13 protein-coding genes and 1 pseudogene are annotated in these 15,530 nt (G+C 32.7%); all 14 read left to right on the forward strand.

Going from position 1 to position 15,530, the window contains the following annotated elements; genetic code table 11:
- Positions 1 to 32 precede the first annotated feature (32 nt).
- The 14 genes and pseudogenes from AC4EHK_RS03870 to AC4EHK_RS03935 all read left to right on the forward strand — a co-directional run bounded on the left by AC4EHK_RS03870 (position 33) and on the right by AC4EHK_RS03935 (position 15,202).
- Positions 33 to 1,145 carry a DegT/DnrJ/EryC1/StrS family aminotransferase gene (locus AC4EHK_RS03870; protein WP_490977472.1) on the forward strand — a complete coding sequence of 371 codons (1,113 nt, stop codon included), beginning with the start codon at positions 33 to 35 and terminating at the stop codon, positions 1,143 to 1,145.
- 2 nt (positions 1,146 to 1,147) lie between these two features.
- Positions 1,148 to 1,786 carry a sugar transferase gene (locus AC4EHK_RS03875; RefSeq protein ID WP_490977473.1) on the forward strand — a complete coding sequence of 213 codons (639 nt, stop codon included), beginning with the start codon at positions 1,148 to 1,150 and terminating at the stop codon, positions 1,784 to 1,786.
- Between the two features lie 7 nt (positions 1,787 to 1,793).
- Positions 1,794 to 2,405, forward strand: a complete 612-nt coding sequence (locus tag AC4EHK_RS03880) for an acetyltransferase (RefSeq protein WP_490977923.1) — start codon at positions 1,794 to 1,796, stop codon at positions 2,403 to 2,405.
- 2 nt (positions 2,406 to 2,407) lie between these two features.
- On the forward strand, positions 2,408 to 3,619 hold the full coding sequence (locus AC4EHK_RS03885; RefSeq protein ID WP_490977474.1) for a glycosyltransferase family 4 protein: 1,212 nt from the start codon (positions 2,408 to 2,410) through the stop codon (positions 3,617 to 3,619).
- 18 nt (positions 3,620 to 3,637) lie between these two features.
- Entirely contained in the window at positions 3,638 to 4,663 is a 1,026-nt protein-coding gene (locus AC4EHK_RS03890) for a polysaccharide biosynthesis protein (protein ID WP_490977475.1), read from the forward strand.
- The gene (locus AC4EHK_RS03895) at positions 4,660 to 5,772 is read left to right on the forward strand and encodes a polysaccharide biosynthesis C-terminal domain-containing protein (protein ID WP_490977476.1); all 1,113 of its coding nucleotides are present in this window, start codon (positions 4,660 to 4,662) and stop codon (positions 5,770 to 5,772) included. The genes AC4EHK_RS03890 and AC4EHK_RS03895 overlap by 4 nt, the downstream gene beginning before the upstream one ends.
- Before the next feature lie 2 nt (positions 5,773 to 5,774).
- Positions 5,775 to 6,902, forward strand: a complete 1,128-nt coding sequence (gene wecB / locus AC4EHK_RS03900) for a non-hydrolyzing UDP-N-acetylglucosamine 2-epimerase (protein WP_490977477.1) — start codon at positions 5,775 to 5,777, stop codon at positions 6,900 to 6,902.
- Between the two features lie 22 nt (positions 6,903 to 6,924).
- On the forward strand, positions 6,925 to 8,196 hold the full coding sequence (locus AC4EHK_RS03905; protein ID WP_490977478.1) for an oligosaccharide flippase family protein: 1,272 nt from the start codon (positions 6,925 to 6,927) through the stop codon (positions 8,194 to 8,196).
- A gap of 77 nt (positions 8,197 to 8,273) precedes the next feature.
- The gene (locus AC4EHK_RS03910; protein WP_490977479.1) at positions 8,274 to 9,476 is read left to right on the forward strand and encodes a glycosyltransferase family 4 protein; all 1,203 of its coding nucleotides are present in this window, start codon (positions 8,274 to 8,276) and stop codon (positions 9,474 to 9,476) included.
- Positions 9,477 to 9,504: 28 nt separating this feature from the next.
- Positions 9,505 to 9,972: a serine O-acetyltransferase gene (locus AC4EHK_RS03915; RefSeq protein WP_490977480.1), complete on the forward strand. Its 468-nt coding sequence runs from the start codon at positions 9,505 to 9,507 to the stop codon at positions 9,970 to 9,972.
- A 26-nt stretch (positions 9,973 to 9,998) separates the two neighbouring features.
- The gene (locus AC4EHK_RS03920; RefSeq protein WP_490977481.1) at positions 9,999 to 11,375 is read left to right on the forward strand and encodes a UDP-glucose dehydrogenase family protein; all 1,377 of its coding nucleotides are present in this window, start codon (positions 9,999 to 10,001) and stop codon (positions 11,373 to 11,375) included.
- Positions 11,350 to 12,381 carry a GDP-mannose 4,6-dehydratase gene (locus AC4EHK_RS03925; protein ID WP_490977482.1) on the forward strand — a complete coding sequence of 344 codons (1,032 nt, stop codon included), beginning with the start codon at positions 11,350 to 11,352 and terminating at the stop codon, positions 12,379 to 12,381. The genes AC4EHK_RS03920 and AC4EHK_RS03925 overlap by 26 nt, the downstream gene beginning before the upstream one ends.
- Before the next feature lie 46 nt (positions 12,382 to 12,427).
- Positions 12,428 to 13,330 (forward strand): annotated as a pseudogene (galU, locus tag AC4EHK_RS03930) (UTP--glucose-1-phosphate uridylyltransferase GalU).
- Between the two features lie 621 nt (positions 13,331 to 13,951).
- Positions 13,952 to 15,202, forward strand: coding sequence for a hypothetical protein (locus AC4EHK_RS03935; RefSeq protein ID WP_490977483.1), 1,251 nt, complete (start codon positions 13,952 to 13,954; stop codon positions 15,200 to 15,202).
- Positions 15,203 to 15,530: the final 328 nt, after the last annotated feature.

Consider the following 15,530-nt stretch of genomic DNA (forward strand, 5'->3'; position numbering starts at 1 on the left):
ATTTAGGTAGATTTAGGAAGGATGCAATTAAAATGGCAGAACGTATTTTTCTTTCCTCTCCTCATATGAGCGATGAGGGCTATGAACAACAATATGTAAAAGAAGCATTTGATACAAACTGGATTGCGCCACTTGGTACAAATGTGGATGGATTCGAAAACGAACTAGCCGCTAAAGTTGGATCAAAAGCTGCGGCAGCACTATCTTCCGGAACTTCAGCTATCCATTTAGCTTTAAAAGCTGCAGGTGTAGAAAAAGACGACATCGTTTTTTGTTCAACACTGACGTTCTCAGCAACAGCAAATCCTATTATCTACCAGAATGCTATTCCGGTTTTTATCGATAGCGACTTTAAGACATGGAATATGTCGCCGAAAGCATTGGAAGAAGCTTTTGAGAAGTATCCTCAAGTTAAAGCAGTACTCTTGGTACATCTATATGGTTTATCGGCAGATATAGATCAAATTTTAGCACTTTGTAAAAAATATAATGTTGTATTGATTGAAGATGCGGCGGAATCGCTGGGTACTTATTATAAAGGCCAGCACACTGGTACATTTGGAGACTATGGAATTTTTTCTTTTAACGGAAATAAAATCATCACCACATCAGGTGGTGGAATGTTAGTTTCCAATGATGAAGAGCGAATTGCTAAATCAAGATTTTGGGCAACTCAATCAAGAGATCCAGCAAGACATTATCAACATAGCGAATTGGGTTTCAATTACCGCATGAGCAATGTTGTTGCTGGAATTGGTAGAGGGCAGCTGAAAGTGTTGGAAGATAGAGTCGAGAAGAAAAATTATATTTACGATTTGTATAAGAGCAATTTGAGTGACCTCAAAGGTGTAGAATTTATGCCCGATAATGAATGGGATAAACCGAATTATTGGTTAAGTGCGATGACCTTAACTGGTAATATTCATCCATTTGAAGTTATGGATGCTCTTGAAAAAGAGAATATTGAGTCTCGTCCTATTTGGAAGCCCATGCATATGCAACCCTATTTTGAAAAATATGATTTTGTTGGCACAGACGTTTCAGAAAAGTTATTTGAAACTGGAGTTTGTCTACCGAGTGATACAAAGATTACAGACAAACAATTAAAAAAAGTAGTGGAGATTATTCGAGGGTTGTGGAATTAAGTATGAAAAGTTCTAGAGGTGGGTTATACAAACAATTCTTTAAGCGTCCTATGGATTTCATTCTTTCTTTAATAGCCATTATCGTTCTAAGTCCAATATTTTTAATTGTAGCAATTTTTGTTGGTACAAAATTGGGACGACCAGTTCTATTTAAACAAGAGCGACCGGGATTGAATGAAAAGATTTTTTCTATGTATAAATTTCGGTCTATGACTGATGAAAGAGATTCAAGTGGAGATTTATTACCGGACCACGTCCGATTGAACAAGTTCGGTAAGTTTTTGAGGTCAACTTCTTTAGATGAACTGCCAGGCCTTATAAATATTCTAAAAGGTGATATGTCTATTATCGGACCGAGGCCTTTATTGATTCAGTACTTGCCATTATATAGTGAGTATCAAAGGCATCGTCATGATGTTAGACCGGGTTTATCAGGATTAGCACAAGTAAACGGTAGAAACACTATTAGCTGGGAAGAAAAATTTACACTGGATGTAAAATATACTAAGCAAGTCAGTTTCAATGGAGATTGTAAGATTATAATGCTTACATTGAAGAAAGTTTTTTTTCGAGAAGGTATTAGCTCAAATACAGCTGTTACTATGGAAGCTTTTAAAGGGAATGAAAAACGTGAGCAATAATAAACCAATGAAACTTCTAATAATAGGGGCTAGCGGCCATGGGAAAGTGGTGGCTGATATCGCTCTTAAAATGAATAAGTGGAAACGAGTTGCTTTTTTGGATGACGATAATACCTTGAAGGAGTCTCTTAGTCTTGAAGTTATTGGAAAGTATATAGATGTGGATAAATACATAGCTGATTGGGACATTTTTGTAGCTATAGGAAACAATTCTGTAAGAGAAAATATTTATGAAGAATTGTTAGAGAAATCAGCTACTTTACCAGTATTAATTCACCCTAAAGCTATAATTGGTGAAGAAATAGAGATAGGCGACGGCACAGTAGTAATGGGAGGTGTTTGTATTAACTCTTCAACTAAGATAGGAAGAGGTTGCATAATTAACACAGGAGCTACTATAGATCACGATAATAATATCCATGATTATGTTCATATATCTCCCGGAGTGAATCTAGCTGGTACAGTAACCATTGGAAAAAGTGCATGGTTGGGCATTGGAAGTAGCGTTAATAATAATTTGAGTATTTCTGAAAATATAACAATTGGTGCCGGTGCGGTTGTAGTAAATGACTTAAATGAGCCTGGAGTATATGTAGGTGTTCCGGTAAGGAGACTCTAAATATGAATATCTTGTTTTTAACACTTTTAGATTTCAACAATATTGAAGAGAGTGGAATATACACGGACTTAATGCGGGAATTTATTAAAAATAAACATGAGGTTTATATAATTTCTCCTATGGAAAGAAGAAGAAACAAAAAAACACATTTAGTAAAAAATGAAAATTGTTCCATATTGAAATTGCAAATCGGCAACATGCAAAAAACGAATGTAGTTGAAAAAGGGATTAGTACTTTCACCTTAGAAGGTAAATATATGAGTGCGATAAAAAAATATTTTAAAAATACAAAATTTGACTTAGTACTTTATTCCACACCACCAATAACACTACAAAAAGCAGTGGATTATGTGAAAAAAAGAGATGATGCAGTAACCTATCTATTGTTAAAAGATATTTTTCCTCAAAATGCCGTTGATCTTGGAATTATAAAGAAAATCGGAATACATCGCTTACTATACTCATATCTTAGATACAAAGAAAAAAAACTGTACATGACTTCTGATTTTATCGGCTGTATGTCCAAAGCTAATGAAGATTTTTTATTGAAACATAATTTATATTTAGACTCTAGTACAGTAGAAATTTGTCCTAATTCTATAGAACCTTCTTATAAAAAACTTAGCTTAAGTGAAAAAGAAAATATTAAAAGAAAGTACGAAATACCAAATGATAAAACAGTTTTTATCTATGGTGGTAATCTAGGGAAACCTCAAGGTATTGATTTTTTAATTGAATGTCTTGAATCTAATAAGAAAAACAAAGATGCTTATTTTCTAATTGTAGGTTCTGGAACAGAATATAAAAAATTAGAAGATTATTTTATGTTAAATTCTCCTTCAAATGCAAAATTATTTAACCAGTTACCTAAAAAAGATTATGAAGATTTAGCGGATTCTTGTGATGTAGGATTAATATTTTTAGATAAACGATTTAAAATTCCAAATTTTCCTTCCAGATTACTTTCTTATATGCAATCTTCAATGCCGGTTTTAGCAGCGACAGATGTTAATACAGATATCGGCAAAGTAATAGAAGATGGTCAATTTGGATATTGGTGCGAAAGTGGAAATATTTCAGTATTTAATCAAAAAATTAAAGAGTTCTATCCAAAAGAATCAAGGGATATTATGGGCGGAAATGCAAGAGATTATTTAGAAAAAAATTATACTGCAAAACATTCATTTGAAATAATTATGAATCATTTCAAATAAAGGAAAAGAGGCTGTAATATGTTTGAAAACAAAATACTATTAATTACGGGCGGAACCGGTTCATTCGGAAATGCAGTTTTAAATAGATTTTTAGATACAGAAATTAAAGAAATCCGAATCTTCTCAAGAGATGAAAAAAAACAAGAAGATATTCGAAAGCGTCTAAATAATCCAAAAGTGAAATACTACATTGGGGATGTACGAGATGTTCAAAGCCTGAATACAGTAATGAATAATGTTGATTATGTTTTCCATGCAGCAGCGCTTAAACAAGTTCCATCATGTGAATTTTTCCCAATGGAAGCTGTGAAAACTAACGTTTTAGGAACAGAAAATGTTCTAAATGCTGCTATTCAAAATGATGTGAAAAAAGTTATTTGTCTTTCTACAGATAAAGCTGTGTATCCAATCAATGCAATGGGAATTTCAAAGGCTATGATGGAAAAAGTTACTGTAGCAAAATCTCGTACGGTGGATGTTAATGCTACAAATATTACAGGTACTCGCTATGGAAACGTTATGGCCTCACGTGGATCAGTTATTCCTTTGTTTATTGAACAAATTAAAGCTGGCAAACCTCTAACTATCACTGATCCAGAAATGACAAGATATTTAATGTCGTTAGAAGATGCAGTTGAATTAGTTTTGTTTGCTTTCTTAAATTCAAATCAAGGAGACATTTTCGTTCAAAAAGCTCCTGCCTCAACAATTGGTGAACTTGCTCAAGCCTTGAAAGAATTGTTCAAAGTTGATAATCCAATTGAAGTAATTGGTACTCGTCACGGTGAGAAATTGTATGAAACTCTTCTGACAAGAGAAGAAATGGCTGTTGCAACAGACATGGGCGGCTATTACCGCATTCCAGCCGACAACCGTGATTTGAACTATAACAAATTCTTTACTGAAGGCGAAGAAGAAATTACAGAGGGTTGGGAATACAACTCTCATAATACGCACCGTTTAAGCCTGCAGGAAATTAAAGAATTATTACTTACACTAGATGTAGTTCAAGAAGAACTGACAAAAATGGGTGTTACGCAATGACTAAAATTTTAGTGACAGGTGCCAATGGTTTTGTCGGTAAAAACTTAGTAGCAGAATTAAGAAATCAGGGCCATGAAGAGTTGTATCTATTCAATAGAGAGAACTCTTCTGAAGACCTTGAGAAATTCACAAGAGACTGTGATTTTGTCTTTCATTTAGCAGGCGTTAACCGGCCGCAAATTGAAAGTGAATTCATGGAAGGCAATCAAGGATTAACGTCTCAGTTGCTTCAACTTTTAGAAAAAAATGAAAATAAAGCTCCGGTATTGATTACATCTTCTATTCAGGCTGAAAAAGACAATCCTTATGGGAAAAGCAAGAAAGCTGGAGAAGACGAAGTTTTTGCCTATGCTAAGCAAACTGGTGCAAACGTGTTTGTCTACAGATTGCCGAACTTGTTTGGTAAATGGAGCAAACCTAACTATAATACAGTAGTTGCTACATATTGCTATAATGTTGCTAGAAATTTAGATATCAAGGTAAATAATCCTGCAGCACTACTGGAACTGGCCTATATTGACGATGTGCTCGAAGAGTTTCTCCGAGCTTTGAGAGGAACTCCAACCACCAGTGAAGATTTATGTGTTGTACCTGTTACTCATAAAATCGAGTTAGGAGAGCTAGCTGATCAAATCAAAAGCTTCAAAGAAAGCAGAAATTCTTTAGCTGTACCAACAATGAGTGATGATATGACGAAAAAATTATATAGTACATATCTTAGCTTCTTGCCAGAAGACAACTTCTCATATGATTTGAAGATGAATGTCGACAATCGAGGGTCCTTCACAGAATTCCTTCGTACACCAGACCGTGGTCAAGTTTCAGTTAATATTTCTAAACCGGGAATTACAAAAGGAAATCATTGGCATCATACGAAAAATGAGAAGTTCCTCGTGGTAAACGGGGATGGTTTAATCAGATTTAGAAATATCGATTCAGAAGAAATTATTGAGTATTACGTAAATGGCGTGAAATTGCAGGTAGTGGATATTCCAACAGGTTATACTCATTCAATTGTGAACGTAGGAGAAACAGATTTAGTTACAGTTATGTGGGTGAATGAAAGCTTTGATCCAGAAAAGCCAGACACTCATTATTTGGAGGTATAAGGATGAAGAAATTAAAAGTAATGACTGTAGTAGGAACAAGACCTGAAATCATTAGGCTTTCAGCGGTTATCAATAAATTAGAAGAATCAAATGCGATAGAACATATTCTTGTACATACAGGACAAAACTATGACTATGAATTAAATGAAGTTTTCTTTGAAGACTTTAACTTGAGAAAACCCGATTATTTCTTAAATGCAGCGAACGGTACTGCCGTTGAAACAATTGGTAATATTCTGGTTAAAATCGATCCGATTTTAGAGAAAGTTAAACCCGAAGCATTGCTAGTCTTAGGGGATACCAACAGTTGTCTATGTGCCATTGCAGCTAAGAGAAGACAAATTCCAATCTTCCATATGGAAGCAGGAAATCGTTGCTTTGATCAACGTGTCCCAGAAGAAACAAACAGAAAAATAGTAGATCATACAGCAGACATCAATTTAACTTATAGTGACATCGCAAGAGAATATCTTTTAAGAGAAGGTCTTCCTGCAGATCGTATTATTAAAACTGGTAGCCCAATGTTTGAAGTATTGAATACAAGAAAAGAAGATATCGAAAAGTCAAATATATTGGATAAATTGAATTTAGAAGAGAATAAATACTTCGTTGTATCTGCTCATCGCGAAGAAAATATTAGTTCTGAAAAGAATTTTATGAACTTGTGTGATAGTTTAAACGCTATTGCAGATAAATACGGTATGCCAATCGTCATCAGTACTCATCCAAGAACACAAAAGATGATTGACGCTAAAGGTATTAAATTTAATACCTTGATTAAAACGATGAAGCCTTTAGGATTTAATGATTATGTGAAACTTCAAACGAAAGCAAAAGCAGTTCTTAGTGATAGTGGAACTATTAGTGAAGAGTCATCTATTTTAGGATTTAAAGCACTTAATATTCGTCAGGCTCATGAGCGTCCAGAGGCAATGGAAGAAGCTTCAGTAATGATGGTTGGATTAGAGAAAGAGCGAATTCTACAAGGAATAGAAATTATAGAGAGTCAGGAAAAAAATACATTAAACAGAGTAGCTGACTACGATAAATCAAATGTATCCGATAAAGTATTAAGAATTATCCTATCATATGTAGATTATATTAATAAAACAGTATGGAAAAAATACTAAAAGTAATTTTAGGTGAAAAAATATGAGGAAACCAGTAATTTTATCTATGAGAAAGAATTTTGTATATTCGATTTTAGGAAACCTCTCTTTTGCATTAAGTCAATGGATTATCATAGTTATTCTAGCTAAAATGACTACACCAGAAGTTGTAGGTCAATATTCTTTAGGTCTAGCAATAACAATTCCTATTTTCTTGGTTTTAGGAATGAATTTTAGAAGTTTAATAGCAACTGATCAAAGTGAAAAATTTATATTTAATGAATATTACTATACAAGAATTTTTTTGAGTATATGCGGGATACTTCTTAGTTTACTTGCGGCTGTAGTTCTAAATTTTAACAAAGAAATTACTTTTTTTATTATAATTTTGTCATTTTATCGTTTTTTTGAATCTATTTGTGATATTTCTCATGGCCTGTTTCAAAAGCATGAAGAAATTAAAATAATGTCATATTCAAAAATTTTACAAAGTATTATTTCTATTGTTATTTTTACTTTCTCTCTTTATATATTAGAAGATGTTTATATTGCTTTAATTATTCAATCATTTTCATTCCTTTTAACATTCTTAGTTTACAATTTTCGTGAAATAAAAAAAATTGAACAAAATATAAAATTATTTAGATTTTCTGATTTTAGAAAAGTCATAAAAAGCAAAAGTAAATTAATAATTTATTTAGGGTTTCCTTTGGGAATTGCGTCAGCTTTAGACTCTTTTAATACAAATATACCAAGATTTTTAATTCAATATTACTTAGATGAATGGCACGTTGGGATTTATTCTTCTATTTTAAATATAATGATCGCTATTGGAACTGTAATAGCGGCTCTCTGTCATGCTGCAATCCCAAGAATGGCTAGTTATTATATTTCAAATGATATAAATAAATTGAAAACATTTATTTATAAGTTAATTTTAATAGGTGTTGTAGTAGGAGTTTCATCTATAATTGTCACGCTTATTATTGGAGAAGAAATATTAACAATATTTTATACCGTTCAATATAGCCCTTATAAAGATGGTTTGGTTTTAATGATGGTAGCAGGTTTATTTTGGTATTTAACTAGTTTTTTAGCTACAGCTATGATAGCAATCAAAAAATACGGAATTCAGATACCTATACTATTATTTTCTATGTTTTCTACAATATTATTTTCAATATTATTGATTCCCCAATTCGGGTTGAACGGAGCTATTATCTCTGTTATTTTTTCCAATATTATTAGATTAGTAATTTCTGGTATAATTATATTGAAAACAATAAATTCAAGACCTAAAATTGAAATTCAATAAATCCTACTAAAGAAATCATAATCGTAAATTATTATGGTTTTCAATATAAACGTAAAAGGATAAAGAGGTGCAGTTTTTTGAAAGCTTTAATTATTGTTGATGCTCATTTTTATAAATTACCAGATGGAAGTATTTGGAGTAAGACTATATATAGTTATAATTTTTGGGATAGATATTTGTCAATTTTCGAAAAGATTAGAATAGTTGCAAGAGTAATGGATGTTAATACTATAGATAAGGAAAAGTTTTTACGTGTAGATGGTAATAATGTCGAAATTTTTCAAATGCCATTCTTTAGAGGTCCATTGAAATATTTACTTAATCGAAGAGAAATGTATAAATTGTCTTCTCAAGCAATTGATGGTTGTGATAATGCTATTTTTAGAGTACCTTCATCTCTTTCCTTTTTATTGTATAAAAAATTTAAAAAAACTAAAAAGCCTTTTGCAGTAGAAGTAGTAGCCGACCCGTGGGAAGCATTGGCTTTTAAGTTCAATAAGAGTTTAGGAGCAATAGTAGCAAGATTATTATGGACTAAGGATCAAAAAGAAATGTGTTCTAAAGCCAATGGGGCTTCATACGTAACAAAAGAATATCTTCAATCACGATATCCATCTCAAGTAAGATTAAATGGTGAAGGAAAAGGATATTTTGAAGGTAATTATTCTACAATTGACTTATTAGATGGCTTTTTCGGAAAGCCAAAAAAATTAGAAAGTATTACTGAAATTAAAATAGTTCATACTGCTAATAATATAAATAATTATATCAAAGGGCATGATACTTTAATAAAAATTATTTCAGCATTACATAAAAAAGGTTTTAACGCCAAAGTTACATTTATTGGTGATGGTGATAAACGAGAAGAATTTATAAAGATGGCTAAGAGTTTGAAAGTAGAAGATAAAATTTTATTTACTGGCATGTTAGCAAATAAAGAAGATATAAGAGAAATTTTACTTAATAGTGATATATTTGTATTTCCAACCAGGTCTGAAGGTCTTCCTAGGGCAATTATTGAAGCTATGGCAGTGGGACTTCCTTGTGTATCCACTAGAGTAAGTGGTATACCTGAGTTAATTAACAAGAAATATTTGACTCATCCAGAGGATCTCGATGGATTAGTTGAAAAAGTAATCGAATTAATAGTCAATAAAGAGGAATACGAGAAAGAAAGTATTAGAAATATTAATAAAGCTCAAGAATATAATTACTCTAAGCTAAAACTAACAAGGTCTAAATTTTACAGTGATTTAAAAGAACTTACAAAATCAATTTAAATTATTTCATTCTACTAGGAGAAATTAAATGCAAAAAAAATGGTTAAAATATATTTGGTATCTATTCTCTGGAAAGTCTATGAGAGCTGTTTTTTTTTACAGAGTTAGTAACTGGACGTATTATAATAAATTAAAATTTTTTTCACATCTATTTTGGATGTTGAATTTGAATCTCCATTCAATTGAAATATCTCCTGCATCGAAAATAGGAAGGAATTTGAAAATTCCTCATACTGCCGGCATCGTAATTGGAGCTGGAGCGGTTATAGGTGATGATTTTACTATATATCAAAATGTCACAATAGGTTCTAAAATGAATAAAGATAAAATCTTGGAATACCCTTTTATTGGAGATAACGTTACTTTGTATCCTGGATGTGTAGTGGTTGGTGGAGTGAAAATTGGAGACAACTCCATAATAGGACCTAACTCAGTAGTAGTAAAAGATATACCGGCAAATGTTACGGCAGTAGGTATGCCAGCAATATTTAAATAAATGATATAAAAGGAAGGTATTTCTAAATGTATAAAATATCAATAGCAGGTACAGGATACGTCGGTTTAGTTGCAGGTGTTTGTTTTGCCGAAAGAGGTCATCAAGTCGTTTGTGTAGATATTGATGAAAACAAAGTAAACATGATGAAATCAGGAGTTTCTCCAATTTATGAAACTGGTTTAGAAGAATTAATGAAGGAAAACTATGAAACAGGCAGACTGCAGTACACAACTGATTATAAGTCAGCATACAAAGACGCAGACGCAGTGTTTATTGGTGTAGGTACTCCTGAAAATGAAGATGGATCTGCAAACCTTTCTTATATAGCGACTGTTGCTCGACAAATTGCTGAAACGATTGAAAAAGATTGCTTAGTAGTAGTTAAATCTACTGTCCCAGTTGGTACAAATGACAAAGTAGAGCAATTTATTCACGATTTCTTGATCAATGATGTAAGAGTAGAAGTAGCTTCAAATCCTGAATTCTTGGCACAGGGATCTGCGGTGAACGATACTTTGAACGCAAAGAGAATTATTATTGGTACCGAAAGTGAATGGGCAGAAGGTCTTTTACAAAAAATTTATGAGCCATTTAAATTGCCTGTTGTATCGGTAAATAGAAAATCTGCAGAAATGATCAAATATGCATCTAATGATTTCTTAGCATTAAAAATTTCATATATGAACGATATAGCAAACCTGTGTGAGCTAGTCGGAGCAGATGTTCAAGATGTTGCAAAAGGGATGAGTTTTGATGATCGCATTGGTAGCAAATTCTTGAATGCAGGTATTGGTTATGGTGGATCTTGTTTTCCTAAAGATACAAAGGCACTTGAATATCTGGCGACTCAAAATGGCTATGATTTGAAGACAGTCAAAGCTGCGATCGATGTGAATAAAGAGCAAAAGACTTTAATGTATAAAAAAGCTAGTAAACGTTTAATTACATTTAATGGTCTTAAAGTCGCTATTTTAGGTCTTACATTTAAGCCAGGAACAGATGATTTAAGAGAAGCTCCGTCATTAGAAAATGTTCCTTTGTTGTTAAACCAGGGTGCTGATATTTATGCATATGATCCAATTGGGGCAGAGAACTTCGCTAAAGTCTTTCTTGAAGGTAAGAATGGTAAAGGCAACATTAAATATGTATCAAATGTGGAAGATGCTCTAGAAGATGCAAACGTATGCTTCATCTTTACTGAGTGGGGAGAAGTTAAAGCAGTTGAGGCAAAAACCTATAAAAAATTGATGAGAACTCCATTGGTCTATGATGGTCGTAATCTTCATAGTGTTGAAGAGATGGAACAAGCGGGAGTAGAATACTATTCAGTCGGTAGAGCTCCTGCAAACCAAGATGCGCTTAAGGAGATGAGAAAACTTGAATTACAAGCCTCTAGACTCTAATAAAATATATTTTATTACCGGCGCAGCTGGATTTATTGGTTATTATCTTTCAAAACGATTATTAGAATTAGGTTGTCATGTAGTTGGTATTGATAATCTCAATGAATACTATGATGTGAATTTAAAGCATGACCGCTTAAGCGAGTTAAAATCAAATGAAAAGTTCACTTTTATTACAGGTGATATTTCTGATAAGGAATTAGTTATAGATCTTTTTGAAGAGCACAAGCCAAATATTGTTGTGAACTTGGCAGCACAAGCTGGAGTAAGATATTCAATTGAAAATCCCGATGTCTATATTCAAAGCAATGTCATTGGGTTTTATAACATTCTGGAAGCATGCCGCCATTATCCGGTCGACCATTTGTTATATGCATCGTCAAGCTCAGTATATGGTGCAAACAAAAAAGTGCCTTTCGAGGAAACAGACTTCGTGGATAATCCTGTCTCTTTGTATGCATCGACGAAGAAGTCGAATGAATTGATGGCACATACTTATAGCCATCTCTATAAAATTCCAGCAACTGGACTTCGGTTCTTTACGGTTTACGGACCAATGGGACGTCCCGATATGGCTTATTTCGGATTCACTGATAAATTGTTTGCTGATGAAGAGATAAAAATCTTTAATAATGATGATTTTGAAAATGATTTGTACCGTGACTTTACGTATATAGACGATATTGTAGAAGGTATTGAACGACTCTTATCCCGCCCGCCAAGCGAGACAGGCGAGGTTACACATAAAGTTTTTAATATCGGAAACAGCAGCCCTGAAAAACTGATGGTATTTATTGAGACGCTTGAAAAGTGCTTGAGTAAAAGTCTTGATAGAACTATAGAGTTTAAGAAGAAGTTCGAACCAATCCAACCAGGCGATGTTCCAGCAACTTATGCTTCCACTAAATTATTAGAACAAGCGATTGGCTTTAAACCAAAAACTTCTATTGAAGAAGGTCTTCAGAAGTTTACAGATTGGTACTGTGAATATTATAAAAAAGTATAATATACTCAACAAGCAGTTCAATTATTTTATAAAAATATTGCTAGTTATTAGTGGATACAGTACAGGTGGGTGCAAAGATGAGAATGAAAAAGCGATTATTCCTGCCGCGGGACTCGGAACAAGATTCCTTCCTGCTACAAAAATAATGCCAAAAGAAATGTTGTCAATCGTCGATAAACCGACGATCCAATACCTAATCGAAGAAGCGATAGCTTCTGGTATAGAAGATATTATCATTGTGACAGGAAAAGGAAAATGTGCAATTGAAGATCATTTCGATCATGCGTTTGAATTGGAAGACACATTGATGAAAAAAGGGAAACAAGATATGCAAGATTCTGTCTTAGCAACTTCCAAAGTAGAAATTCATTTTATTCGCCAGCAGCCGCCGCTTGGGTTGGGGCATGCGATCTGGTCAGCATGCAAGTTTATCGGCAATGAACCTTTCGCTATATTACTGGGAGACGATATCGTTGAAAATGATGAGCCATGTTTGGCTCAACTGATGAATCAGCATAAAAAGACTGGCAAAAGCGTGATTGGTGTACAACAAGTAGCGGAAAAAGACACAGTTCGCTACGACATTATCGACCCTATCTCTGTTTATAGCAAATTGATAGAAGTGAATAAATTTGTTGAAAAACCAGCAGCTGGAACAGCACCCTCGAATTATGCCATCATGGGCCGCTATATTCTGACACCGTAAATCTTCGAATATTTGGGAGAGCATCAACTAGGCGCAGGAGGGGAAATCCAGCTGACCGATGCCATTCAGAAATTGAATGTAATCCAATCTGTCTATACTTATGAATTTGATGGGAAGCGTTTTGATGTAGGTGAGAAGTTCGGTTTTATTGAAACGACGATTGAATTTGCCCTGCAGCGTCCAGAACTTATAAATTGGTTGCTAAAGTTGTTTAAAAAAACTGAAAGAGTTAACTGTTATTAATGAGTAAAGGTTTAAATTATTAGTAAAAATTCTAGTATTGTTGTTAATCTAATCTACAAAGATTTACATTACCAATTAGATTTCGAGTCATTATAAGAGAAGACGTAAGCCATTTTTTTAATATAATTCTTAAAAAGAGTGATAAATTTAATGAACATAAAGTAGTTGGTTATTTTAATATATTTTTTCGGAAATTTACTTTCTTCTTTTGAAATAGCATTATTTTAAAAGTATTTTATGTTGGTACCATTAATAATTATGTGTAAATCTACAAAAATTTTTTGGATATGAAATAGTGTCTGGAAACACCAAATATTAAAATGGTAAATACTGATATTTATTGAATTTTTCTGGTATTAAATAATGAAAGAATTTTTTATTTATAGGGTTGAAGGTAAGTAAAGACTTATATTAAATATAAGAAATTTTCTAATAAAATAAAGTATTAGTTTCGATTTTATCTAAAGTATTGAATTCAAGTGAAGCAAAGTGTTAAATTTGATTATCAGATATTCGGTATAGTAGAGCCGATCAAAATATCTATTATGAATTATTATAAATTGCTATTTAAAAACTAGCCTTCAATTATATTTTTTATAAAGTGAAGATAGGGGTCTTTAAATGAATTTCGAAAAATTTTATCAACTTATTCCTTATCTTCTTTTAATCTCAGCCTTTGGGGTTTACACTATTGGTGGTTTAAGGATAGAACATTTTGTGCTTTATCCTTCTGCGGCATTAATTATTTTTATTGCCATCAAGAGGAAAGAGGTTTTAATAAGTAATCTCTTTATTCCTTTTATTATTTTGATAACAGTATTTGCGATTGCGTTATCAGTAACTTTTATAGGGAATAATGATTCTTTATTATTGAAATCTATTGCTGATGCGGAAAGCTTTTTACAGCCAATAGTTATTATTGGAACTTTTATGTTTGTTAAAAAAAGAACAACAATTGAAGGATTGTCTGAAACTTTGTTAAAGTTATCTAATTTACTATTGTTGATGTTATCTCTTAATACATTATTTATTTTCGTTAGTTTATTAGTAGATGTATCAGAGATAGGGAAACTGTTTTGGGGTAGTGAAGAATCTGTAGCTGTAAATGCAGCTGGAAATGGTCGTTATTCTGGGATATTCAATCAGCCTCTAGAAGCGGGAGTAATGTATTCTATAGGTTTATTAGCTTGGCTTTATATAAGCGGAAAAACAAATGTAATGAAACCAAAATATATTATTCCACTTTATCTAATATTAATCGGTGGCCTTATTACTGTTTCAAAGATTTTTATATTTGGTGGTATTTCTCTATTTTTGTTAGGAGTTTTGTTAAATAAAAAGAGGTATACTTTAGTTTTCGGTTTGTCTTTGTGGACAGTAATAATCGGATATGTAACTTATTCAACTTTACTTAAAACGTGGACAGGATTAGATTATTTACTAAGATTCTTTAGAACAAATGAAAACTTTATATATTTACTTACTGCAGGAAGATTTGGAGGTACTGGATCTCAACAAGCTATACTCTTTAAAAGTGTAGCTGATAAAAGTCCAATATATGGTGTAGGATTTGGTGCCTCACCTGTTTATGATAGTGGTTATTTTCAGTTTTTTGCAGTAGGTGGTATCCTTGGTTTAATTGGTTTTTCTTTCATTTTAATATATTTGCTCTTAAAGAGTTTTCAGTTTTTGAAACAAAATTATTTTAGGGAAGAGTCTAGATTTTTCTTTTTTTTAGTACTATTGATAATAGGTTCTTCACTTGGAAGTCCCACATTAACACTAAATAGAGTTAGTATTGTATTATGGTTATTCATAGTACTATTGTTGCAATATTTCTTTAAAGAACAGACCAAAACTAAAGAGAAGTAAGCGTCCAATAATGAGCACGTTCTAATAGAAGATTCTTCATGAGATACTCTTTCCAGAATTGAATTTCTGGGAGGAGTTTTCTTGAAAAGAAAAGAGAAGGAATTATATTGGACCGGTCAAATCAATGAATATCGGGAAAGTGGAGAAACGTTGGTGCAATGGTGTGAGAAGAAGTAAATCGCGTCCCTGTGTTGAAGAAGATTCAGTTTATTCACGGATATGTAGACCCAAAAATCCTAAGCCTGATTTAGCAGGAGTCTCAGGGTTTGGACTGGTTATAAAAATCTGAATAGTCGGCTATTTATAATTGTGTCTAACACAGGGAGCA

The sequence above is a fragment of the Planococcus sp. TJ-307 genome (genome assembly GCF_058268435.1).